This window comes from Pseudomonas sp. BIGb0278 (genome assembly GCF_024809895.1).
GTDB classification, from domain to species: Bacteria; Pseudomonadota; Gammaproteobacteria; order Pseudomonadales; family Pseudomonadaceae; genus Aquipseudomonas; species Aquipseudomonas shirazensis.
The window spans coordinates 1-23,733 of record NZ_JANUEL010000002.1; the positions used below are offsets into that span (position 1 = coordinate 1).

Below are 23,733 nucleotides of genomic sequence, written 5' to 3' on the forward strand. Positions count from 1 at the left end.
TCAACTTCAAACACTTGACTCGCTTGCGATCTCTCGTAGCGGGAGGCGAATTCTACAGCGTTACAACCTGCTGTCAACTGCCTTTTTCACCGCTGGCGATCTTTCGATCGAAGCCCTTGCAGCACCTCTGAAACTTCTAACTCTTTGAAACTCAAGGAGTTTTCCGTTCCAACTACGCTGGAAGTGGGGCGCATTATAAGCGCTTACAGAAACCCGTCAACCGTTATTTCATAATTGCATAACATTAAGAAAAAGCGGCCCTTCGGGCTCACAAAGCACAAACAAAACGGGGAGGCCCAAAGGCCTCCCCGCTCATACCCTGCCCCAGTTACAAGCTAGGGAAGGCAAACTGCGATGCTTCATGGCTCTTGCGCTGCGGCCAGCGCTGAGTAATGGCTTTACGACGGGTATAGAAGCGCACACCGTCCGGGCCATAGGCATGCAGGTCGCCAAACAGCGAACGCTTCCAGCCGCCGAAGCTGTGATATGCAACAGGTACCGGCAGCGGCACGTTGACACCGACCATGCCCACTTCGATCTCGTCGCAGAACAGCCGAGCCGCTTCGCCGTCACGGGTAAAGATGCAGGTGCCGTTGCCATACTCGTGATCGTTGATCAACTGCATGGCCTGCTCCAGGCTGTCGACGCGCACCACACACAGCACCGGGCCGAAGATCTCTTCTTTATAGATGCGCATTTCTGGCGAGACATTGTCGAACAGCGTGCCGCCGACAAAGTAGCCATCCTCGCAGCCTGCAACACGCAGGTCACGACCATCGACCACCAGCTTGGCACCCGAGGCAACGCCGTCATCTATATAGCCAAGTACCTTGTCGCGCGCCGCAGCAGTTACCAGCGGCCCCATGTCCAGACCACAGGAAGTGCCAGCGCCGATCTTCAGCGCGCGGATCTGCGGTTCAAGCTTGGCGATCAGCGCATCGGCTGCCTGGTCACCCACGCATACTGCGACGGAAATGGCCATGCAGCGCTCGCCGCAAGAACCATACGCCGCACCCATCAGCGCGCTGACCGCGTTATCCAGGTCGGCATCCGGCATCACCACCGCGTGGTTCTTGGCGCCGCCCAGAGCCTGTACACGTTTGCCGCGCTTGGTGCCTTCGGCATAGATGTATTCGGCAATTGGCGTCGAGCCAACAAAACTCAGGGCTTTCACCTCTGGCGCTTCGATCAGCGCATCGACCGCTTCCTTGTCACCATGCACCACGTTGAGGATGCCCTTGGGCAGGCCAGCTTCGAGCAGCAGCTGGGCGATATACAGCGTCGAGCTTGGATCACGCTCGGACGGCTTGAGGATGAACGCGTTGCCACAGGCGATCGCCAGCGGGTACATCCACAGCGGGACCATAGCCGGGAAGTTGAACGGAGTGATACCGGCAACCACGCCCAATGGCTGGAAGTCCGACCAGGCATCGATGTTCGGGCCGACGTTGCGGCTGTACTCGCCTTTGAGCACTTCCGGGGCGGCACAGGCGAACTCGACGTTCTCGATACCACGCTTGAGTTCGCCGGCAGCGTCTTCCAGGGTCTTGCCATGCTCTTCGCTGATCATCTGCGAGATCTTCGCTTCGTTCTGCTCAAGCAACTGCTTGAAGCGGAACATCACCTGGGCGCGCTTGGCCGGCGGGGTGTTGCGCCAGGCCGGGAAGGCCGCCTTGGCCGAATCGATCGCCTCTTGCACGGTGGCACGGCTGGCCAGTTCGACCTTGCGTACGGCCTGACCGGTAGACGGGTTGAAGACATCGGCGGTGCGTTCGCCCTTGGAAACCAGTTCGCCGTTGATCAGGTGCTGAACAATGCTCATGCATAACTCCAGAAACAGGAAGGAAGGATCAGGCGCGCCGGTGCACGCCTGCCGTCAAAATCAGACAGATCAATCGATCTGGTTGAGGGTCTCGCCCACCGCGTCGAACAGGCGGTCGAGCTCCTGCGGCTGGGTGTTGAAGGTCGGGCCGAACTGCAGGGTGTCGCCGCCGTAGCGCACGTAGAAGCCTTTTTGCCACAGCTTCATCGCCACTTCGTAAGGACGCACGATGGCATCGCCGTCACGTGCCGCGATCTGGATCGCGCCGGCCAGGCCGTAGTTACGGATGTCGACGATGTTCTTGGTGCCTTTGACGCCATGCAGCAGGTTCTCGAAGTGCGGCGCCAGCTCGGCGGCTGACTGCACCAGGTTCTCTTTCTGCAGCAGGTCCAGCGCCGCGATGCCGGCAGCGCACGCCACCGGGTGCGCCGAGTAGGTGTAGCCGTGAGGGAATTCCACAGCGTACTCAGGCGTCGGCTGATTCATGAAGGTGTGGTAGATCTCGCTGCTGGCAACCACTGCGCCGAGAGGGATGGCGCCGTTGGTGACCTGCTTGGCGATGCACATCAAGTCCGGGGTGACGCCGAACGCTTCGGCACCGGTCATGGCGCCCATGCGGCCGAAACCGGTGATCACTTCGTCGAAGATCAGCAGAATATTGTGCTGGGTGCAGATTTCACGCAGGCGCTTGAGGTAACCCTTCGGCGGCGGCAATACACCCGCCGAGCCAGCCAGCGGCTCGACGATCACCGCAGCGATATTGGAGGCATCGTGCAGCTCGATCAACTTGAGCATCTCGTCGGCCAGGGCGATCCCGCCCTCTTCCGGCAAGCCCTTGGTGAAGGCGTTGACCGGCAGCACGGTGTGCGGCAAGTGGTCGACATCGAGCAGCTGGCCGAACATCTTGCGGTTGCCGTTGACGCCGCCCAGGCTGGTACCGGCGATGTTCACCCCATGATAGCCACGGGCGCGACCGATCATCTTGGTCTTGGTCGCCTGGCCTTTCAGGCGCCAGTAGGCACGTACCATTTTCAGCGCAGTATCGGCGCACTCGGAACCGGAGTTGGTGAAGAACACGTGATTCAGATCACCCGGAGTCAACTGGGTAATCTTTTCAGCCAGCTGGAACGACAGCGGATGGCCGTACTGGAATGCCGGCGAATAGTCGAGCACGCCAACCTGGCGCGCGACCGCTTCGCTGATTTCCTTGCGGGTATGCCCGGCACCGCAAGTCCACAGCCCAGACAGGGCATCGAAGATGCGCCGGCCCTTGTCGTCGACCAGATAGTTGCCATCGGCGGCAACGATCAGGCGCGGATCGCGCTGGAAATTACGGTTGGCGGTGTACGGCATCCAGTGCGCGTCCAGCTTGAGCTGGCTAGCGATACCGGAAGGCGCGGTTTCGGGCATGTTCATCGGGCGGTTCCTCGGCAAACGAATAGGCAACGATGGATGTTGTTGCAGCTAAATTGGCACGGCGATAAAGTCTGGAAAAGCCAACTTTTCAAATCTTCAGTTAGCAGTGGACTAAACTAATGAGCCGACGCCCCGATCCACTTGCGCAAGTCAGCGACTTCGACATCCGCCTGCTCAAGATTTACCGCAGCGTGGTCGAGTGCGGCGGTTTTTCGGCAGCGGAGAACGTGTTGGGCATCGGCCGCTCGGCGATCAGCCAGCAAATGAGCGACCTTGAGCAGCGCCTCGGCCTGCGCCTGTGCCAACGCGGCCGCGCCGGTTTTTCGCTGACCGAAGAAGGCCGCGACGTATACCACTCGGCCCTGCAACTGCTGAGCGCCATCGAGACCTTTCGCACCGAGGTCAACGGCTTGCACCAACACCTGCGCGGCGAGCTTAATATCGGCCTGACCGACAACCTGGTGACACTGCCGCACATGCGCATCACCCATGCCCTGGCCGAGCTCAAGGACCGCGGCCCGGACGTGCACATCCAGATCCGCATGATCGCCCCCAGTCAAGTCGAGCAAGGCGTGCTCGATGGCAGCCTGCATGTTGGCGTGGTGCCGCAGGCCAGCCCGCTGTCGGGCCTGGAGTACCAGCCGCTGTACAGCGAGCGGTCGCTGCTCTACTGCGCCGTTGGCCACCCGCTGTTCTATGCCGACGACCACAAGATCGACGACGAGCGGCTCAACAGCCAGGATGCGATCGCGCCGACCTTCCGCCTGCCCGGTGAAATCCAGGCGCACTATCAGGCGCTGCACTGCACGGCGAGCGCGTCCGACCGCGAGGGCATGGCGTTCTTGATCCTGACCGGGCGTTACATCGGCTACCTGCCCGATCATTACGCCAGCACCTGGGTGCAACAAGGCCGCCTGCGGGCCCTGAAACCTGCGCAGCGCCATTACGACCTGAGCCTGAACTGGGTGACACGCAAAGGCCGGCGACCAAACCTGGTACTGGAAAGCTTCCTTGAAAGCCTTGCTGCCACACGCTAAAGGCTTGTCACTTCGGCACAGGCAGGTAATCTGTCGGACAATCCCGTTGCCTCAGCCCGTTCGGAACCGTCCATGACCCTAGAAGTCCCAGCGCATCGCCTCTCCGCCTCGGGCAAGCCCGCCGGCCGCATTCGCCAAAAGAACGAGCAGGCGATCATCCAGGCCGCCGAAGACGAGTTTGCCCGCCACGGTTTCAAGGGCACCAGCATGAATACCATCGCCCTCAAGGCCGGCTTGCCCAAGGCCAACCTGCACTACTACTTCACCAACAAGCTCGGCCTGTATATCGCCGTGCTGAGCAACATCATCGAGCTGTGGGACAGCACCTTCAACGCCCTGAGCGTTGACGATGATCCAGGCCAGGCGCTGAGCCAGTACCTGCGCACCAAGATGGAGTTCTCGCGGCGCAACCCGCAGGCCTCACGGATCTTCGCCATGGAAGTGATCAGCGGTGGTCAGTGTCTGACCGAATACTTCAGCGCCGATTACCGTGAGTGGTTCCGCGGCCGTGCCGCTGTGTTCCAGGCCTGGATCGACGCCGGCAAGATGGACCCGGTCGACCCGGTGCACTTGATCTTCCTGCTCTGGGGCAGCACCCAGCACTACGCCGACTTTTCCACTCAGATCTGCCAGGTTACCGGCCGCAGCCGCCTGACCAAGCAGGACATGGAAGACGCCAGCAACAATCTTATCCACATCATTCTCAAAGGTTGCGGCATCCAACTGCCCGCCTGACCCGGACTTATGCCATCTACCCTGCTCGACCTCTGCGAGTTTCGCGAAGAAATCCGCAAGAGCCGCTTCATCACCCTCGCCGGCCCGATCAACAGCCCTGCCGAAGCGCAGAGTTTCATCGAGCGCCACAGCGACCTCGCCGCCACCCACAACTGCTGGGCCTGGAAAATCGGCGGGCAATACCGCAGCAATGACGACGGCGAACCCGGCGGCACCGCCGGCCGGCCGATCCTCGCCGCGATCGAGGCGCAGGACTGCGATCAGGTGGTGGTACTGGTGATCCGCTGGTACGGCGGTATCCAGTTAGGCACCGGCGGCCTCGCCCGGGCCTATGGCGGCGGCGCCAACAAATGCCTGCAACAGGCGCCCAAGCGTCTGTTGGTGCAGCGCAGCGAATACACCTGCAGCTGCAGTTTCAGCGAATTGGCCTTGGTCAAACTGCGTCTGGCTGACGTTGACGGGCTGGTTCTGGATGAACAGTTCACTGCCAATGGTGTAGATCTGCGGCTGGCTATCGGGCCCAGCCATCTGCCGGCACTGCAGCAGCAACTTGCCGACCTGAGCCGCGGCAGAATTGTCCTCAGCGCGTAAATCATGGATAAAACCGCTGAAACATTACTCACAACTACTGTGCGCCTGCCTGTGGATAAGCTTGGGGCAGTCCGACCCAGGCCCCGAATTACAAGGCGCGCAGAGCATTGATCATATTTTGATCACAGTTTCGTGACAGCACTGAAAAGCTCCGCATTACAGTAAGTTATCCCCAGCCTGCAATGACAATTCGGCCGCCGGCAGGCAAAACCTGGCCCGCCCGCTTGCGCACAAATACTGTGGAGCAGCCTGTGGATAAACCGTTAGCCACTGGCTCCGGCCCTGACGGCGCAAGGCCCGTAGCCTGCTGATCATTTTTTGCACAACCGTGCATCGGCTGCCACACGCTGGCAAACTGCAGCGACTACGCTGGCAGCTCTGGTGATGGCTGCCCGGCATGCGCTACCTCTGAAGGAGTACAGAAATGACCGCAACCAAGACCGCCCTGATCATTGGCGCCTCACGAGGCCTGGGCCTTGGCCTGGTGCAGCGCCTGCACGAAGATGGCTGGAAGGTAATCGCCACCGTTCGCGACAAGGCCAACCCGGGCGACCTGGGCAGCATTGTCGGCGTGCACATCGAAACCCTCGAGATCAACAACACCGCTCAACTCGACAGCCTCAAGCAGCGCCTGCACGGCGAGACGCTGGATCTGCTGTTCGTCAACGCTGGCGTCATGGGGCCGCTGCCGCAGGATCTGGAAGCGGTCAGCCAAGAGCAGATCGGCGCCTTGTTCATGACCAATGCCGTGGCGCCGATCCGCATCGCCCGCCGCCTGGCCGGGCAACTGCGCGAAGGCAGCGGCGTGCTGGCTTTCATGAGTTCGGTACTGGGTAGCGTGAGCATCCCTGATGGCGGCGAGATTCCGTTGTACAAGGCCAGCAAGGCCGCCTTGAACTCGATGATCAACAGCTACGTCGGCGAACTGCAGCGCCCCGACCTCGCCGTGCTGGCCATGCACCCGGGCTGGGTGAAAACTGCAATGGGCGGAGAAAACGCTGAAATCGACGTGTTCACCAGTACCAGCGGCATGCTCAAGCAGATCAAGGCGCACAGCGGCAATGGCGGCCTGCGCTTCATCAATTACAAGGGCGAACCATTGGTCTGGTGAATTGAAAGCTGCAGGGCGAGGCAGTAGACTCGACGCCTCGCCCCCGCGGCGAACCTGGATCAGCAGACAGGGCAAAACTGAGCTGGCTTACCTGAACCCACTTTCAGAGGAGCCGGCACCATGCCTGCGACCCGTACCTGGTTGAAATCCCCCCTTGCCATCTTCACCGCCAACGACAGCGACGCGCGCGGCGGGCTGGTTATCGAAGACGGCAAAATCGTGCAATTGCTGGCCCTGGGCGAAAGCCCTAGCATCCCCTGCTCACAGGTGTTCGACGCCCGCGAGCACGTGATACTGCCTGGTCTGATCAACACCCATCATCACTTCTATCAAACCCTGACCCGCGCCTGGGCGCCGGTGGTCAATCAGCCGCTGTTCCCCTGGCTGAAGACTTTATATCCGGTCTGGGCACGCCTGACTCCGGCCAAGCTCGAGCTGGCCAGTAAAGTGGCCTTGGCCGAGCTGTTGCTGTCGGGCTGCACCACCGCCGCCGACCACCACTACCTGTTCCCGCAGGGCCTGGACAACGCCATTGATGTACAGGTCGAAGCAGTCCGCGGGCTGGGCATGCGCGCCATGCTGACCCGCGGCTCGATGAGCCTGGGCGAAGACGACGGCGGCCTGCCGCCGCAGCAGACCGTGCAACAGGGCGAGGTGATCCTGGCCGACAGCCAGCGACTTATCCACAGCTACCACGAGCGTGGCGAAGGCGCGCAGATCCAGATCGCCCTGGCGCCCTGCTCACCCTTCTCGGTAACCCCGGAAATCATGCGCGCCAGTGCCGAATTGGCCGCAGAGCTGGACGTGCGCCTGCACACCCACCTGGCCGAAACCCTTGATGAAGAGGAGTTCTGCCTGCAGCGCTTTGGCCTGCGTACCGTGGATTACCTGGACAGCGTCGGCTGGCTGGGCCCGCGCACCTGGCTGGCCCACGGCATCCACTTCAACCCCGACGAAATCGCCCGCCTCGGCGCTGCCGGTACCGGCATCTGCCATTGCCCAAGCTCGAACATGCGTCTTGCTTCGGGGATTGCACCCACGGTGGATCTGGAAGCTGCCGGCGCCACGGTTGGCCTCGGCGTCGATGGCTCGGCCTCCAACGATGCCTCGAACATGATCCTCGAAGCGCGTCAGGCGCTGTATCTGCAACGGCTGCGCTATGGCGCCGAACAGATCACCCCGGAACGCGCCCTGGGCTGGGCCACCCGTGGCTCGGCGCACTTGCTGGGGCGCAGCGATATTGGCCAGCTGGCGGTTGGCAAACAGGCTGACCTGGCCCTGTTCAAGCTCGATGAGCTGCGCTTCTCGGGCAGCCATGATCCGCTGTCGGCACTGCTGCTGTGCGGCGCCGACCGTGCCGACCGGGTCATGATAGGCGGCAAATGGCGCGTGATTGACGGCCAGATCGAAGGCCTTGACGTCAAAGGCCTGATCGCCGACCACCGCCAGGCCGCAGCGCAACTGATCGCCGGTTGATATGCGCAGGCCAGGCCGGGCGCATTGCCCGGCCTGGCCCTGTAGAATGGCGACAACCGTTCCTGATCGAGATCACACACATGTACGACTGGCTGAACGCCTTGCCCAAGGCGGAACTGCACATGCACCTGGAAGGCTCGCTCGAACCCGAGCTGCTGTTCGCCCTGGCCGAACGCAACAAGATCGCCCTGCCTTGGGCGGATGTAGAAACCCTGCGCGGTGCCTATGCCTTCAACAACCTGCAGGAGTTTCTCGACCTCTATTACCAGGGCGCCGATGTCCTGCGTACCGAGCAGGACTTCTACGACCTGACCTGGGCCTACCTGCAACGCTGCAAGGCGCAGAACGTTATTCACACCGAACCGTTCTTCGACCCGCAGACCCACACTGACCGGGGCATCCCCTTCGAAGTGGTCATGGCCGGCCTGAGCAAAGCACTGAAGGATGGCCGTGAGCAACTGGGCATCAGCAGCGGGCTAATCCTCAGCTTCCTGCGCCACCTCAGCGAAGAAGAAGCGCAAAAAACCCTCGACCAGGCGCTGCCGTTCCGCGATGCGTTCATTGCCGTCGGTCTGGACAGCTCGGAGAAAGGCCATCCGCCGAGCAAGTTCCAGCGCGTATTCGAGCGCGCCCGCAGCGAAGGCTTTGACGCAGTAGCCCACGCCGGCGAAGAAGGCCCGCCCGAGTACATATGGGAAGCTCTCGACCTGCTCAAGATCAAGCGCATCGACCACGGCGTACGCGCCATCGAAGATGAGCAGCTGATGCAGCGCATCATTGATGAGCAGATCCCGCTGACGGTGTGCCCGCTATCCAATACCAAACTCTGCGTATTCGAACACATGGGCCAGCACAACATCCTCGAGATGCTTGAGCGTGGCGTCAAAGTCACGGTCAACTCCGACGACCCGGCCTACTTCGGCGGTTATGTCACCGAGAACTTCCACGCGCTACACACCCATTTGGGCATGACCGAGGATCAAGCTCGGCGCCTGGCGCAGAACAGCCTGGACGCTCGCCTGGCCTGACCGGCAACGGTTGCCGGCAGCTCAACCCACCAGCAAGGACGGCTCTGCGCGAGCGATACAATTGATCTGCTGGATACCCAGCGGTGATATCTGCAGCCCGCGCGCACCGTCCTGTTCCTGCAGCCAGCCCGACTGCAGGAACAACGTCAGCAAGGCCTGCCCCAGGCTTCCGCCCAGATGCGGCCCCTGATCGCTCCACTCATTGCAGTGACAGATCACACAGTTGCTCAGTGGCCGCTGTGCCAAGGCCTCGATGTACACGCCGACATTGGCCAACTGCGTGCGACCTGCAAAACTCACCCGCAGCTCACCGTCGTACCCCTCCAGCCAGCCGGCAGTGACCATTCGTTGCAGCAATTCAGCCGCCAGCTCACCGCCCATATGCCCATTGCACAGGCGCGCACGGCGCATCGACATTGGCACCTGCAGCGGTTTGACCTGGGTTACCCGCGGGCGCAAATCATTCAGATGCAGGCTGGCCAACGCCTCGACCGCCGCCCCCACAGCAGGCGTCGCCAGACGGAAATAGCGTTTGCGGCCACGGGCTTCCAGCCGCAGCAAGCCTGCCGAGGAGAGCAGGGACAAATGCGCACACGCTGAAGACGAACTCACGCCGGTCATCACCGCCAGCTCGTCGGCGGGGCGGGGCGTGCCATCGATCAACGCCCACAACATGGCGCTGCGCTTGGGGTCGGCCATCAGGCTGGCGATCTGGCTGATACTGCTGACTGCTTTCATAAGGTAACTCCCTGCTGAATCATGTCTGGGTCCATTGGCCAAACACGCCAGCGCGCTGACCTGCTTACGGTCTTGGCATAGCATTCCCTGGCAGGGAAGTCCCTCTCGCTGGCGCTGGCTGCTGGGGCCAGTATAAGCCGGGCAAAGTCCCGCGATAGCGCTTCCCGGTTCCTCTACAGACCGGACAAAGCGGTGGGTGGGGCGACCCTCGACGCATTCACCAGCAGGGCAGACCTGGCCGGCCAGAACCACCCAGCAGGCGCAAGCCTGTCTAGCCAAAGCCACAAGCGCCCTTAACGCGAGCTGAAAAGAGAAATATCCTCAGACGCTGCCGACAGCGCCTTTCCGCAAATATGGCAAACAAAAGCGAAGGATCCACTGTGGTTGCGCCTCAGCACAACTAGACAGGGCTTGTGGGAAAGGTCCACAGGCGACCGTCAGTCCGAAGCGACTCAAGGATTGGTGGCACTTGGGGGCAGCAGCGCTAGACTGAATCGGCACCTGTTCTGTGGAGGTATGCGATGAAGATCGTCGTCAGTACATCTGAACGTCACCCCAACTGCCCCTGGCAGGTTCGGCTCGACCAGCACGTGGTGAGCTTTCGCAGTGAGCGTGAAGCGCGGGCCTTTGTCGCAACATTGCAGAAGCGCCTGCAGGCCCCTCACTCGTTCAGCCTTGACGCCTGGCCTGCAAGCGCCGAGTCAGCGTCGCGACACTGACCACCAGAGCCCCGCACAGGCTGATCACCATGGCCATTGGTACCGCACTGCCATCATGCAGCAAGCTGACCAGCGCCGCCGAGCCAGCGGCAACGCTGAACTGCAGGCAGCCCATCAATGCCGACGCGCTGCCTGCGCGGTTGCCCTGACCGCTCATGGCCAACGCCGAGGCGTTGGGGATGATGCAGCCCAAGCTGGCGATGCACACGAACAACGGCAACAACAGGGGCCACAATTGCGTCGGCCGCAACGCCGCCACGCCGAGCAGGGTCAGCGCCGCCGCCAGGTACAACCACACTGCTCGCCCCAGCAATACTGCCGGGCCGCGCTTGGCCAACAACCGTGCATTGACCTGTGCAATCAGAATGAAACCCGCTGCGTTGGCACCGAACAGCCAACCATAATGCTCGGCCGGTACCCCATATAGCTTGATGAACACGAACGGCGAGCCGGCGATGTAGGCAAACATGCCGGCAATGGCGGTGCCACCGGTCAACGCGTGGCCGATAAACACTCGGTCAGCAAACAGCCGCAGGTATTGGCGAAACGCCCCTGACAGCGGCTGGCGCGGCATATCCGCCGGCATGCTCTCGGGCAAGCCGAAGCTGATCGCCAGCAGGCAGCCTGCGCTGAACAGGCTCAAGGCCAGGAAGATCGACTGCCAGCCAGCCAGGTTGACCAATACGCCGCCAAGCATTGGCGCAAGAATCGGCGCCAGGCCCATCACCAGCATCAATTGCGAGAAGACCTTGGCCGAGGCAACCGGGTCGCACTTGTCGCTGACAATCGCCCGTGACAGCACCATCCCCGCGCAGCCACCCAAGGCCTGGACGAAGCGCGCGACAATCAACGTATCCAGATTGGGCGCATAAGCGCAGGCCAATGAGGCCAGGGTGAACAAGGTCACTCCGAACAGCAGCGGGATACGCCGACCAAAGCGATCGGCTACCGGGCCGTAGGCCAACTGGCCCAGCGACAGGCCAAGGAAGTACGCGGCCAGGGTAGTCTGGATGTGTTTCTCGTCGGTCAGAAAGGCCTGAGCCATGGCCGGGAATGCTGGCAGGTAAAAGTCGATCGCCAGCGGCCCGAACGCACTCAAGGCGCCGAGAATCAGCACGTAACGCAGGTTCATCAGGAATCCATTAGCAGGCTAAGCAAGCTGCCAAGTCTAACTGCAAAGGCGGATTCTGGCGAAAACCTTTGTGACAATTCCCTGCCCAGAAGCGGCACCGATGACATTCAGCAGCATGGTCGATCACCGGCACCGCTACACTCCAGCGTCGTCAGGCCGATTGCGCCTCGTAGCCTTCCTCACGAATGGCGGCAAGAATCTGTTCGCTGGCCAACTGGCTGTCGACGGTCACTTGCTTGGCAGCCAGATCCACTTCTACCTTGGCCGCAGCATCCTGCCCCTGTACCGCCGCAGTCACTGCTTTTACACAGTGGCCACAGGTCATGCCTTGTACATTGAAAACTTGCATTGGTCAGTCTCCTTCGTGGGTTTGCCACAGTTTCAAGCTTGCCATCGGGTCAAGGTCAAGTTATGCCGTCCTCGGCCGGACTGGCAATCCGCGCCTGGCTCAGCCAAGCTGCGCCTTTGACAGTTTATGAAGCAGGAGATTGTTCATGATCAGGCCAGCACTGAGCCTTGTCGGCTTGCTCGCCGCTTTGACCGTGGTGCCTGCGGCCAGCGCCGCTGGCAACTCGGACTACAGCGTGCTGATTATTTCGCGCGAGCGGCTTGAGGTGGCGACCACCTGCGAGATCGGCGTGTACCTCAATGACCAACTGTCCGGTCGCCTGTTCCAGGAACAATCGACCTCGTTCAACCTGCCGCCCGGCCCGGTGGATATCCGCTTGCGCCTGTTGCCGGGGCAAGCCCCCGGTTGCAACCCTGGCCTGGAGAACCAGCACAATCAGCGCCTGACCCTGCAGGCCGGACAGATCAACAAGTATCGCATCGCCATGGACCACAGCGGCCTGCACCTGACCCGAGCCAGCCTGGACTATTGACCTTGCCCCTGTGGCAGGGTTGATGCTGCAGGCCTGTCCAAGGAGGCCAGCCATGTCTGCATCCACTGTTTTTGACCTACCCATCAGCGGCATGACCTGCGCCAGCTGCGCCGGGCGTGTCGAGCGCGCCCTGCGCAAGGTGCCCGGCGCGGCGCAGGTTAGCGTCAACCTGGCGACCGAGACCGCCCGTGTCGAAGCTCCAGCGCAAACCCTGCCTGCGTTGGTCGAGGCTGTACGTCAGGCCGGCTACGAAGCATCCATGCCGGATGCCGCTGCGCCCGACCCTGATGATGCCCAGCGCCATTTGCGCAATGAGCGCCTGGCCGTGGCCGCTGCGGTGCTGCTGGCGCTGCCACTGGTGTTGCCGATGCTCCTGCAGCCGTTCGGCGTGCACTGGATGCTGCCGGCGTGGGCGCAGTTTGCCTTGGCTACGCCGGTGCAGTTCATCCTCGGCGCACGTTTTTACAGAGCGGCCTGGAAAGCCGTGCGCGCAGCCGCCGGCAACATGGACCTGCTGGTTGCGCTCGGCACCAGTGCCGGTTACGGCCTGAGCCTGTATCAATGGGCCAATGCTCCGCTAGGGGTAGAGCCGCACCTATACTTCGAGGCCTCGGCAGTGGTCATCGCCCTGGTGCTGCTCGGCAAATACCTCGAAAGCCGCGCCAAACGCCAGACCGCCAGCGCCATCCGCGCCCTCGAGGCGCTGCGCCCGGAGCGCGCCCTGCGCGTGCTCGATGGGCGTGAGGAGGATGTGCCGATCAGCCAACTGCGCCTGCACGATCTGGTCCGGGTCAAACCCGGCGAGCGCTTCCCGGTCGACGGCGAAGTCATCGAAGGCAGCAGCCACGCCGACGAGGCGCTGATCAGCGGCGAGAGCCTGCCGGTACCCAAACACCCCGGCGACCCGGTCACCGGCGGCGCCATCAATGGCGAAGGCCAATTGCTGGTACGCACCCTGGCACTCGGCACCGAAACGGTACTCGCGAGGATCATTCGCCTGGTCGAGGATGCCCAGGCGGCCAAGGCGCCGATTCAGAAACTGGTCGACCGGGTCAGCCAGGTGTTCGTCCCGGCGGTGCTGGTGATCGCTCTGATTACCCTGCTCGGCTGGTGGTGGTATGGCGCACCGCTGGAAACCGCCTTGATCAACGCCGTCGCCGTACTGGTAATAGCCTGCCCATGTGCGCTTGGCCTGGCGACGCCTGCAGCGATCATGGCCGGCACTGGCGTGGCCGCCCGCCACGGCATTCTGATCAAGGATGCCGAAGCGCTGGAGCGCGCCCACGCCGTCAACCGCGTGGTGTTCGACAAGACCGGTACGCTGACCTCAGGCAGCCCGCGCATTGTCCACAGCCTGGCCGCCGTTGCCGATGAAGCGCACTTGTTGCGTCTGGCCGGGGCACTGCAACAGGGCAGTGAGCACCCGCTGGCCAAAGCGGTGCTCGGCGCCTGCAGCGAACATGGCCTGGACGTGCCGCCCGTCAGCGACAGCCAGTCACTGACCGGGCGCGGCATCGCCGGCGTGGTCGAGCAACGCCAGTTGGCCCTCGGCAACCGGCGTTTGCTCGAAGACAGCCAGCTGCAACCCGGCGAGCTTGCAGGCAAAGCACAGACCTGGGAAGCCGAAGGCCGCACCCTGTCGTGGCTGATCGAACAGGCACCGCAGCCGCAGGTGCTCGGCCTGCTGGCCTTTGGTGACAGCCTCAAGCCCGGTGCCGCAGAGGCCGTGCGCAGTCTGCGCGCGCGAGGCGTCAGCAGCCACCTGCTGACCGGCGACAACCGCGGCAGTGCCAAGGTGGTCGCCGACGCGCTGGGCATCGAGGATGTCTACGCCGAAGTACTGCCGGCCGACAAAGCCGCTACCGTGACCGTGCTCAAACGCGACGGCGTGGTGGCTATGGTCGGTGACGGTATCAATGACGCCCCGGCCCTGGCCGCCGCCGACATCGGTATCGCCATGGGCGGTGGCACCGATGTCGCCATGCAGGCCGCCGGCATTACCCTGATGCGCGGTGACCCGCGGCTGGTGCCGGCAGCCCTGGAAATCAGCCGCAAGACCTACGCCAAGATCCGCCAGAACCTGTTCTGGGCCTTCATCTACAACCTGGTCGGCATCCCGTTGGCCGCGTTTGGCCTGCTCAACCCGGTGCTGGCGGGCGCCGCCATGGCCCTGTCGAGCGTCAGCGTGGTGAGCAATGCGCTGTGGCTGAAAACCTGGAAACCCGACAACGACCAGCAGGAGGCAACATGAATATCGGCCAGGCTGCCCGCCTCAGCGGGCTGAGCAGCAAGATGATCCGTTATTACGAGTCGATCGGCCTGCTTAAACCGGCGCAACGCAGCGACAGCGGCTATCGCCTCTACCAACAGCAGGACCTGCACAGCCTGGCCTTCATCAAGCGCTCACGCGATCTTGGCTTTTCTCTAGAGGAAGTCGCCAGGCTGCTGACTCTGTGGCAAGACCGTGAACGCGCCAGCGCCGATGTCAAAGCCCTGGCCAACGAGCACATCGCTGCGCTGAACACGCGCATCGAAGAGCTGGTCAGCCTGCGTGACACTCTTAGCCAGCTGGTTGCCGATTGCCACGGCGATGACCGCCCCGACTGCCCGATCCTCAAGGATCTGGCCAGCGGCAAAGCCTGCTGTAGCTAAGACCACACTGCCCTGCCCAGTTTGGTATGCCGTATTAGCCCAATCACGACCGAATCGTCGCCAAACGCGACGTCGGCCAATAAATACAGGGATTTGACCTCTATAAATCGCCCACGCTGCCGATGCCCTGAAGTGCCTGTTTCATGCGTCGATAAAAAAAATACTCCGGGAGCGTGGATGAACATCAAACAAAAACTGACTTGGGCGTTTGCCGTGATTGCCGGCTTGCCCATCGTCCTCGTGGCTACCCTGGTAGTGGTCAACCTGCGCGGCGAGGCCCGCGATGATTTTCTCGACAACAGCAGCCGAGAGATTCGCCAGGTCAGCAATGCGATGAACATCTTCTTCCAGGGCATCGACCAGAACGTCAACTACATGGCCGCGCAGCCAATGGTTGCCGCCACCGGCAGCGAGCTGAACAAGTACACCAGCGCCAACCCGTCCTACACCCTGGGCGAGCAAGACGCCAAGGTGCTCGACTTCTTCACCCGCCTGGCCGACGCCCACCCGGCTTACGCCTACCTGTCCTACGGGGTCGCCGACGGCGGCTACGTCGGCTGGCCGGCCGGGCAGAAGTTCGTCAATTACGATCCGCGCCAGCGCCCTTGGTACCAACTGGCGATGGCCAACCCCGGCAAGACCATCCGCACCGGCGCCTACTACTGGGCCGCCGATGATGCCGTGCTGGTCAGCACCGTGCGCACGGTAACCAACCAGCTGGGCAGCCCCGGCGGCGTGGTCAACATCGACGTCTCGCTGAACGGCCTCACCGAAATCGTCAAGAAGATCAAGCTGGGCGACAGCGGCTACCTGATCCTCATGGAAAACAACGGCAACGTGATGGTCGACCCACGCGACGCCAGCCACAACTTCAAGCAACTGAGCAGCTTTGGCGGCGGTTACGCCGAGCTGGCCAAGGCCGGCAAGGGCCTGGTGCAAGTCGAGATCAATGGCGAGCGCTACATGGCCAACATTTATCCGGACGAAACCCTCGGTTGGACCTTCATTGGCCTGATCCAGGAAGGCGAAGTGATGCAGACCACCACCCGTCTGACCTGGCTGATCGGCACCATTGCGCTGGTCCTGGCCGCGTTGTTCGCAATCGTCGGTGCCGCGTTCGCCAAGCTCATCGTGCGCCCGATCAACAGCGTCAGCAGCGGCCTGGAAGACATCGCCCAAGGCGAAGGCGACCTGACCCGCAGCCTGGAAGTCCGCGGCCGCGATGAAACCGCGCAACTGGCCGGCTGGTTCAACCAGTTCCTCGGCGCGATTCGTAGCCTGATCCAGCATATCGGCGCTGCCGCCGGCAAGATTCTCAGCACCTCCAGCAGCTCGACGCGCGTCTCCAACGACATGGCCGAAGCGGCCGGGCGTCAGCGCGAAGCAGTGGACATGGTGTCTACCGCCTTCCACGAAATGGTCGCCACCGCCAACGAAGTCGCCCGCTCCTGCAGCCAGGCGGCGCAGTCGGCCGACAGCGGCCAGCAGCAGGCGCGTGAAGGTCAGCAGCAGATCGATGCCGCGGTGCAGAGCGTTGATCGCCTGAGCCAGGAGATCGAGCAATCAGCGCAGTCGATCCAGCAACTGGAGCGTGACAGCAACGCGATCCAGTCGATTCTGGGCACCATCCGCTCGATTGCCGAGCAGACCAACCTGCTCGCCCTCAACGCCGCCATCGAAGCCGCCCGGGCCGGCGAGCAAGGCCGCGGCTTTGCTGTGGTAGCCGACGAAGTCCGCGCGCTGGCCAAGCGCACGGCAGATTCCACCGCCGAAATCGACGGCCTGCTCGGCAACCTCGCCAGTCGCACCGCTGAAGTTGCCCAGCAGATGCACGCCAGCCTGGATGTCTCGCAGCAGTCGGTCAGCCGGATTGGCCTGGCCCGCGACAGCTTTGGCCAGATCCGTGAGTCGGTCGACGTGATCCGCGACATGAACACGCAGATCGCCACCGCCGCCGAAGAGCAGCATCAGGTCGCGGAAGACATCAACCGGCACATCAGCCAGATCCACGGTGATGCGCAGTTGGTGGCAGAACTGGCCCAGGCCGCGCGGCAGGACTCGGAGAGCCTGGCTGGCCTTTCGAACGAGCTGGACAGCCTGGTCCGCCGCTTCCGTACCTGATCAGCCGGCCCGCGCCTGCTCTTGGCCAACCGCCGTCAGAGCAGGCGCAGCTCGCCTGGGGTCACGCCGAACATCTGCTTGAACGCGGCGATGTAAGCTGAGGTTGAGTCATAGCCACAGCCCAGCGCCGCTTCGGTGACACTCTCCCCGACTTCCAGCAACGCCAGGGATGACAGCAGCCGCATGCGCTGACGCCAGACCCGAAAGCTCAGGCCGGTCTCGCGCTGCAACAGGCGCATCACAGTCTTCTCCGAACAGCCCAACTGCAGCGCCCAGTCTTGCAGGGTCTGCGTCTGATCCGGCGCGGCAATCAGCTGGTTGCACAAGCGCAGCAGGCCAGGATGACGCGGCAGCGGCAAACTGAAGCCGACCTCCGGCAGCCCGCGTAACTGATCGAGCAGCACCGCGACCAAGCGCGCCTCTGCGCTATCTTCCTCTGGATAATGCGCAGGCAGCAGGCAGAACTGCTTTATCAGCTCGCGTGCCAGTGGCGTGACTTCAAGTACCCGGCATTGCGCGCTGGCCCACGGGCAGGCATCGCGGCGCACATACAGGCTGCGCATCTCGGCTTGCATCGAGGTGGCGACATCGTGCTCGAGGTCAGCCGGGATCCACACGCCCCACTGCGGCGGGGCGAAGTAGCTGCCGTCGCTGGTGTAGACGCTCAAGACTCCACTGATGGCGTAGGAAAACTGCACCCAGTCATGCCGATGGCGAGTGGTCCATGAGCCGGCGCCGAGGCTCTCGGCGCGGGCATAGACGGGGCGTGGCAGGCGCTCCAGCGTAGGGATGGGGCGCGGGGCGGTCAGTTGTCCGTTGCTCGGCATGGTGTCAATCTAGTTGTTCTGATCAGACAAGCCTAACAGGTTTGCCCGAGCAGGCAGCCCAGGCTCAACGCTCGACGATCATGGTCACGCCCTGGCCGCCCGCCGCGCAGATCGAAATCAAACCGCGACCCTTGCCGGCCGTTGCCAGAAGCTTGGCCATGTTCGCCAGCACCCGACCGCCGGTTGCGGCAAACGGATGTCCCGCTGCCAGCGAACTGCCTTTGACGTTCAACTTGCTGCGGTCGATTGGCCCCAGCGCCGCGTCCAGCCCCAACCGCGTGCGGCAATACTCGTCATCTTCCCAGGCTTTGAGCGTGCACAGCACCTGGGCGGCAAACGCCTCGTGGATTTCGTAGTAGTCAAAGTCCTGCAAGCTCAGGCCATTGCGCGCCAGCAGACGCGGCACGGCATACACCGGCGCCATCAGCAGGCCTTCCTGACCTTTGACGAAGTCCACCGCCGCGCTCTCGCCATCGACCACATAGGCCAGCACCGACAGGCCTTGCTCGGCTGCCCATTGCTCGCTGCCCAGCAGCACCAGAGAGGCACCGTCGGTCAACGGCGTCGAGTTGCCGGCAGTGAGGGTGCCGAGGCCGCTGCGATCGAACGCCGGCTTCAATTTGGCCAACTGCTGCTGGCTCAGCTCCGGGCGCAGATTGTTGTCGCGGCTCAAGCCCAGGTAGGGCGTGAGCAGGTCATCGTGCCAACCCTCGGCGTAAGCTGCAGCCAGCTTCTGGTGGCTGTGCAGGGCCAATTCGTCCTGGGCCTCGCGGCTGATCTGCCAGGTCTGCGCCATGCGCTCGCAATGCTCACCCATCGATAGCCCTGTACGCGGCTCGCCGATGCTCGGCAAGGCCGGCTTGAGGTCGGCCGGGCGCAATTGCAGAAACGGTTTCAGGCGCTCGGCCAGGTTTTTGCCACGACCGGCCTGCAGGAGAATCCTGCGCAAGCCTTCACTGACCGCGATCGGCGCATCCGAGGTGGTGTCGACGCCACCGGCAATGCCACTGTCGATCTGCCCAAGGGCAATCTTGTTGGCCACCAGCAAAGCAGCCTCGAGGCCGGTACCACAGGCCTGCTGAATATCGTAGGCCGGGGTTTGCGCCGACAAGCGTGAGCCGAGCACACATTCGCGGGTCAGGTTCATGTCGCGTGAATGCTTGAGCACCGCCCCGGCGACCACTTCACCCAGGCGCAGCCCGTGCAAACGGTAGCGCTCAAGCAGGCCTTCGAGGGCAGCGGTTAGCATCGCCTGGTTGCTGGCCTTGGCGTAGGCGCCATTGGAGCGGGCGAACGGGATTCGATTGCCGCCCAGAATTGCGACCCGGCGAGATGAACGCATGCGGTTATTCCTCCTGAAACAATTTGATCCGTACAGACTAGGTGTTTTTAACCCGGTCGAACGACCGTTACATAAACTTGGTCCACACTTGCATGCTTGCCTTACGGGAGACCCGCAATGACTGACCGCTACCTCGGCTTCGCCAACTCCAACCTGGGCCGTCGCCTGGTCGACGCCCTCGGCCTGCCGCGACCAGCACCGCTGGAGCGCTGGCAGGCTGGCCGCCTGCGCCCGGTCGAGGGCGCGCTGGTGTTGGGCGGCGGGCCGCTGGCCAATCGGGTCGAAGCCATTGCCGCTCGGCTCACCGACGAACTCTACAGCTTTGCCGGCGATGGGCTGCAAGCGCAGCCTTGGGTAGCGGGCCTGGGGCCCAAGCTCAAGGCTGTGGTGTTCGACGCCAGCCATTTGTCCGACAGCGATCAGCTCTGCCAGTTGCGCGAGTTTTTCCAGCCGCTGCTACGCAGCTTGGCGCCAAGTGCCCATGTCGTCATCCTTGGGCGCGCTCCGGAGAGCCTCGGCGATCCGCTGGCCAGCGTCGCCCAACGCGCGCTGGAAGGCTTCAGCCGCTCGCTGGGCAAAGAGCTGCGTAACGGCGCCACCGCGCAGTTGCTGTATGTCAGCGAAGAGGCCGACGAGCAGCTGGAAGGCGCATTGCGCTTCTTCCTGTCGCCCAAGGGCGCCTTTATTTCTGGCCAGGTGTTGCGCCTGCAAGGCTGCGCCAGCCAGGTACAGGACTGGACCCGCCCGCTGGCCGGGCGTCGCGCCTTGGTCACCGGCGCTGCCCGTGGCATCGGCGCGGCCATTGCGCAAACCCTCGCTCGAGATGGCGCCGAGGTGACCCTGCTCGACGTGCCGCAGGCCCGCCAGGACCTCGAAGCACTCGCGGCACGCCTGGGTGGCCGCGCCCTGGCGCTGGATATCTGCGCCAGTGATGCCGCCGAGCAGCTGCTGGCAGGCTTGCCCGAAGGTATCGACATCGTCGTGCACAACGCTGGCATCACCCGCGACAAGACCCTGGCCAACATGACCCCGGATTACTGGGACGCAGTCATGGCAGTCAACCTCAAGGCGCCGCAGGTGCTGACCCAGGCACTGCTGGACGCCGGCGCGCTCGGCGACAACGCGCGGATCATCCTGCTCGCGTCGGTCAGCGGCATCGCCGGCAACCGCGGCCAGTCCAACTACGCCGCCAGCAAGGCCGGCTTGATCGGTCTGGCCCAGGCCTGGGCGCCTATCCTGGCCAGCCGCGGCGCCAGCATCAATGCCGTAGCACCTGGGTTTATTGAAACGCACATGACCGCATCGATGCCGATGGGCCTGCGCGAGGCTGGCCGGCGTCTGAGTTCGCTGGGCCAGGGCGGGCGCCCGGAAGACGTTGCCGAAGCGGTTGCCTGGCTTAGCCAGCCCGGCTCCGGCGCAGTCACCGGCCAGGCCCTGCGGGTATGTGGCCAGGCATTGATGGGAGCATGAGCATGACGCGCCAATGGCAAGACCTGCACAGCCCCGATTCCAGCGCCAGCCTTTACTTGCGGGCCTTGAGCAAACGCAAGATCAGCGGCGACCAGTTACCCACCAGCGGCTTGCGCTGCCAGTTGCGGGTGCAGCCTGACAATCTCGCGGCCTATCGCCGGCTGTGTCACTTCACCGACAACGGCCGCTTGCCGGCCACCTATCCGCATGTAATGGCCTTCACCCTGCAACTGCAACTGCTGACTGCGGCAGACTTCCCCTTCCCGTTGCTGGGGCTGGTTCACCTGCACAACAGCATTCAGGTGCTGCGCCCGCTCGGCGCCATCGACGGGCTGCACTTCGCGGTGTATGCCGACAACCTGCAGCCCCACCCCAAGGGCGGCACCTTCGAACTGATCACCGAAGCCGAAGACGGCCTCGGCCTGCTCTGGCGCGAAACCAGTCGCATGCTGGTGCGCGGCCTCAAGCTTGAAGCAGCGGCCAGTGAGCCGGTCGAGGCCGAGCTCGCCAGTGAGCTGGCCGAGGTCACCCGCTGGTACGCCGACAGCGATATCGGCCGGCGCTACGCCAAGGTCTGTGGCGACTACAACCCGATCCACCTGAGTGCGCCAACCGCCAAGCTGTTCGGCTTCCCCAAGGCGATCGCCCATGGCATGTGGAGCAAGGCCATGGCCATGGCTGCGCTGGCCGGGCACCTGCCGGCGGCCGGCTATGTGTTCGAAGTGGATTTTCTCAAACCGGTGCGCTTGCCGTCGGAGGTAGTGCTCAGCGCCAGTGCTGCCGGCGCGCAAGGCGAACTGCGCCTGGATGGCCACGCTGACCTGCTGCACATGCTGGGCCGCTGGCAGCCGATTGCGCCGAACTGATCGGCAAACTTGCTTTACGTCGGGGCTGGCCGGAAGCTATGCGCCATTAGGAGAGCCCCGATGAATTTGCAAGAACTGACCACACGCCTGCACCAGATCCGCGACAACAACGACTGGCGCGGCTTTCACAGTCCGAAAAACCTGGCCATGGCCGCCAGCGTGGAAATGGCCGAGCTGGTAGAAATCTTCCAGTGGCTGACCGAAGACCAGTCGCGCCAGCTCGCCCCCGAGCAACTCGCCCATGCCGGCCAGGAGGTCGGCGACGTGGTCCTCTATCTGCTGTTGCTGTGCAGCGAGCTGGGGCTGGACATGGAGCAGGTGGTGCGGGCCAAGCTGGCCGACAGCGAAAGGCGCTTCGCGCGATGAACGACCGTCATTTCGATCACCTGGCCACGCGCTTCGCAGAAAAAATCTACGGCGGTGCCAAAGGTGCCATCCGCTTGGCTGTGCTCCAAGCCGACCTCGCTGAAGCCTTGCCCGATCGCCCGCTGCGTATTCTCGACATCGGCGCCGGCCTTGGCCACATGGCGCTGTGGCTGGCCGAGCGCGGGCATCAGGTGACCCTCGCCGAGCCGGCGGCACCGATGCTCGATGGCGCCAGGGCCCGCTTTGCCGAAGCCGGGCAGACCGCGACTTTCATCCAGGCCCCCTGGCAAGATCTGCTTGGCCAGTTAACCGAGCCTTATGACCTGGTGCTGTGCCATGCCGTGCTCGAGTGGCTGGCCGAACCCGAGACCATTCTGCCGGTGCTGCATCAACTGACGGCGCCGGGTGGCTGGCTGTCGCTGGCATTCTACAACCGCGATGCACTGGTTTACCGCAACCTGCTCAAGGGCCATTTCCGCAAGCTGCGCAGCAATCACCTGGCCGGCGAGAAGCAGAGCCTGACCCCGCAGAAACCACTTGATCCGCGCGAACTGCGCGCGCAACTTGAAGGCCTGTGGGCGGTCGAAACTGAAAGTGGCGTTCGCGTGTTCCACGACTACATGCCCAAGGACTTCCAGGACAAGGCCGAGCTGCTCGACCTGCTCGAGATGGAGCTGGCTCACCGCCGCCACCCAAGCTTTGCCGGCCTGGGCCGCTACCTGCATTGGGTCTGCCGCCCGCTCTGACTGCACCGCGCCAGGAGGAACCATGCTCAACCGTCTTGTCTGCCTGGCCCTGCTGCCCTTCGCCCTGGCCGCGTGCCAGGGCACCAACCCGTATGTGGCCAGCGGCAAGCCGATCCCGCCCGCCCCGGCCAGTGCCGCGACCACCTTTGATCGCAGCGCCTACCCAAGCGCGCCACGCGACTACGGCCGCTACCGCAGCTGGGGCTGGCGCAATGGTCAGTTGCCCAGCGGCACAGCCAACGCCGACCCCGCGCAACTGGCCGATGCCGTCAGCGGCGCGCTCGATCAGCACGGGCTGCGCCCGGCGCACAATGGCCAGGCGGATCTGTTGGTCAGCGCGGACCTGCGCCTGGAGCGACGCCTGCGCCAGGTCCGCGATTACGACTACGATCCTTACTACGGTGGCGCACCGTATGGCGGCATCGGTTATGGCGGCTACCGCAACGGCTACGGCGCGTACGGCAGCGTGCCGATCGTGCGCACCTACCAGATTGAGGTGATGGTGGTGCACATCGCCTTTTTCGATGCCCGTGATGGTCAGCCGGTGTGGAGCGCCAGCGCCGAAAGCGGCGCCGACAACGACTCACCACGCGACCGCGAGAGCGCCCTGCGCGAATCCGTGCACAAGGCACTCAACGGCTATCCTCCCAGTTAACG

The 23,733-nt window shown here is 63.3% G+C and carries 23 protein-coding genes and 1 pseudogene; 17 read left to right on the top strand and 7 right to left on the bottom strand.

The features are described 5' to 3' along the window. Window positions 1-328: 328 nt before the first annotated feature. Together M2396_RS08780 and M2396_RS08785 are read right to left on the bottom strand one after the other, a co-directional pair. Window positions 329-1,822, bottom strand: coding sequence for a CoA-acylating methylmalonate-semialdehyde dehydrogenase (locus M2396_RS08780; protein ID WP_101316178.1), 1,494 nt, complete (start codon window positions 1,820-1,822; stop codon window positions 329-331). A gap of 69 nt (window positions 1,823-1,891) precedes the next feature. Beyond that, window positions 1,892-3,238: an aspartate aminotransferase family protein gene (locus tag M2396_RS08785; RefSeq protein WP_103435945.1), complete on the bottom strand. Its 1,347-nt coding sequence runs from the start codon at window positions 3,236-3,238 to the stop codon at window positions 1,892-1,894. 119 nt (window positions 3,239-3,357) lie between these two features. Between M2396_RS08785 and M2396_RS08790 the strand changes: the two genes are divergently transcribed. From M2396_RS08790 to M2396_RS08815, 6 genes are all read left to right on the top strand, one after another. After that, window positions 3,358-4,275: a LysR family transcriptional regulator gene (locus tag M2396_RS08790; protein ID WP_101316174.1), complete on the top strand. Its 918-nt coding sequence runs from the start codon at window positions 3,358-3,360 to the stop codon at window positions 4,273-4,275. A 72-nt stretch (window positions 4,276-4,347) separates the two neighbouring features. Continuing rightward, the gene (locus M2396_RS08795) at window positions 4,348-5,010 is read left to right on the top strand and encodes a TetR/AcrR family transcriptional regulator (protein WP_101316172.1); all 663 of its coding nucleotides are present in this window, start codon (window positions 4,348-4,350) and stop codon (window positions 5,008-5,010) included. Between the two features lie 9 nt (window positions 5,011-5,019). Beyond that, window positions 5,020-5,601, top strand: coding sequence for a YigZ family protein (locus M2396_RS08800; RefSeq protein ID WP_101316170.1), 582 nt, complete (start codon window positions 5,020-5,022; stop codon window positions 5,599-5,601). Between the two features lie 424 nt (window positions 5,602-6,025). Next, window positions 6,026-6,712 (top strand): SDR family oxidoreductase, encoded by a 687-nt coding sequence (locus M2396_RS08805; protein WP_101316168.1) that lies wholly within the window; start codon window positions 6,026-6,028, stop codon window positions 6,710-6,712. Window positions 6,713-6,832: 120 nt separating this feature from the next. Then, entirely contained in the window at window positions 6,833-8,188 is a 1,356-nt protein-coding gene (locus M2396_RS08810; RefSeq protein WP_101316166.1) for an 8-oxoguanine deaminase, read from the top strand. A gap of 80 nt (window positions 8,189-8,268) precedes the next feature. Further along, complete coding sequence (locus tag M2396_RS08815; protein ID WP_259074255.1) at window positions 8,269-9,216, top strand: adenosine deaminase; 948 nt, start codon at window positions 8,269-8,271, stop codon at window positions 9,214-9,216. Window positions 9,217-9,237: 21 nt separating this feature from the next. Here the strand turns inward: M2396_RS08815 and M2396_RS08820 are convergent, their stop codons facing one another. Next, window positions 9,238-9,954 carry a helix-turn-helix transcriptional regulator gene (locus tag M2396_RS08820; protein WP_259074258.1) on the bottom strand — a complete coding sequence of 239 codons (717 nt, stop codon included), beginning with the start codon at window positions 9,952-9,954 and terminating at the stop codon, window positions 9,238-9,240. Between the two features lie 521 nt (window positions 9,955-10,475). Between M2396_RS08820 and M2396_RS08825 the strand changes: the two genes are divergently transcribed. After that, window positions 10,476-10,673: a hypothetical protein gene (locus M2396_RS08825; RefSeq protein WP_101316160.1), complete on the top strand. Its 198-nt coding sequence runs from the start codon at window positions 10,476-10,478 to the stop codon at window positions 10,671-10,673. Here the strand turns inward: M2396_RS08825 and M2396_RS08830 are convergent. Then, the gene (locus M2396_RS08830; RefSeq protein ID WP_101316158.1) at window positions 10,624-11,805 is read right to left on the bottom strand and encodes a multidrug effflux MFS transporter; all 1,182 of its coding nucleotides are present in this window, start codon (window positions 11,803-11,805) and stop codon (window positions 10,624-10,626) included. The two genes, M2396_RS08825 and M2396_RS08830, sit on opposite strands and share 50 nt — an antisense overlap. Before the next feature lie 151 nt (window positions 11,806-11,956). Then, window positions 11,957-12,154, bottom strand: a complete 198-nt coding sequence (locus tag M2396_RS08835; RefSeq protein WP_150573641.1) for a heavy-metal-associated domain-containing protein — start codon at window positions 12,152-12,154, stop codon at window positions 11,957-11,959. Between the two features lie 145 nt (window positions 12,155-12,299). On the opposite strand from M2396_RS08835, the gene M2396_RS08840 reads away from it, so the two are divergent. From M2396_RS08840 to M2396_RS24300, 5 genes and pseudogenes are all read left to right on the top strand, one after another. Next, on the top strand, window positions 12,300-12,686 hold the full coding sequence (locus M2396_RS08840; protein WP_101316154.1) for a hypothetical protein: 387 nt from the start codon (window positions 12,300-12,302) through the stop codon (window positions 12,684-12,686). 52 nt (window positions 12,687-12,738) lie between these two features. Then, window positions 12,739-14,937: a cation-translocating P-type ATPase gene (locus M2396_RS08845; RefSeq protein WP_259074264.1), complete on the top strand. Its 2,199-nt coding sequence runs from the start codon at window positions 12,739-12,741 to the stop codon at window positions 14,935-14,937. Further along, the gene (gene cueR / locus M2396_RS08850; RefSeq protein ID WP_101316150.1) at window positions 14,934-15,338 is read left to right on the top strand and encodes a Cu(I)-responsive transcriptional regulator; all 405 of its coding nucleotides are present in this window, start codon (window positions 14,934-14,936) and stop codon (window positions 15,336-15,338) included. The genes M2396_RS08845 and cueR overlap by 4 nt, the downstream gene beginning before the upstream one ends. A 375-nt stretch (window positions 15,339-15,713) precedes the next feature. Then, window positions 15,714-16,601: pseudogene (locus tag M2396_RS24295) on the top strand (cache domain-containing protein); the annotation flags it as partial. 129 nt (window positions 16,602-16,730) lie between these two features. Then, window positions 16,731-17,459, top strand: coding sequence for a methyl-accepting chemotaxis protein (locus M2396_RS24300; RefSeq protein ID WP_401181835.1), 729 nt, complete (start codon window positions 16,731-16,733; stop codon window positions 17,457-17,459). Window positions 17,460-17,494: 35 nt separating this feature from the next. On the opposite strand, the gene M2396_RS08860 is transcribed toward M2396_RS24300, so the two are convergent. Continuing rightward, on the bottom strand, window positions 17,495-18,286 hold the full coding sequence (locus tag M2396_RS08860) for a helix-turn-helix transcriptional regulator (protein WP_259074269.1): 792 nt from the start codon (window positions 18,284-18,286) through the stop codon (window positions 17,495-17,497). A gap of 64 nt (window positions 18,287-18,350) precedes the next feature. Continuing rightward, window positions 18,351-19,628: an acetyl-CoA C-acetyltransferase gene (locus tag M2396_RS08865; protein ID WP_101316144.1), complete on the bottom strand. Its 1,278-nt coding sequence runs from the start codon at window positions 19,626-19,628 to the stop codon at window positions 18,351-18,353. A gap of 117 nt (window positions 19,629-19,745) precedes the next feature. On the opposite strand from M2396_RS08865, the gene M2396_RS08870 reads away from it, so the two are divergent. From M2396_RS08870 to M2396_RS08890, 5 genes are read left to right on the top strand one after another with little or no spacing between them, the layout of a single operon-like run. After that, window positions 19,746-21,098, top strand: coding sequence for a 3-oxoacyl-ACP reductase (locus tag M2396_RS08870; RefSeq protein ID WP_259074271.1), 1,353 nt, complete (start codon window positions 19,746-19,748; stop codon window positions 21,096-21,098). Window positions 21,099-21,100: 2 nt separating this feature from the next. Beyond that, window positions 21,101-21,964, top strand: a complete 864-nt coding sequence (locus M2396_RS08875; protein ID WP_188035269.1) for a MaoC/PaaZ C-terminal domain-containing protein — start codon at window positions 21,101-21,103, stop codon at window positions 21,962-21,964. Window positions 21,965-22,024: 60 nt separating this feature from the next. After that, window positions 22,025-22,330 (top strand): MazG-like family protein, encoded by a 306-nt coding sequence (locus tag M2396_RS08880; protein ID WP_103435930.1) that lies wholly within the window; start codon window positions 22,025-22,027, stop codon window positions 22,328-22,330. Beyond that, window positions 22,327-23,076, top strand: a complete 750-nt coding sequence (locus M2396_RS08885) for a methyltransferase domain-containing protein (RefSeq protein WP_150571465.1) — start codon at window positions 22,327-22,329, stop codon at window positions 23,074-23,076. Before M2396_RS08880 ends, M2396_RS08885 begins: the two co-directional genes overlap by 4 nt. A 22-nt stretch (window positions 23,077-23,098) precedes the next feature. Next, window positions 23,099-23,731: a DUF4136 domain-containing protein gene (locus M2396_RS08890; RefSeq protein ID WP_259074279.1), complete on the top strand. Its 633-nt coding sequence runs from the start codon at window positions 23,099-23,101 to the stop codon at window positions 23,729-23,731. Window positions 23,732-23,733 lie beyond the last annotated feature (2 nt).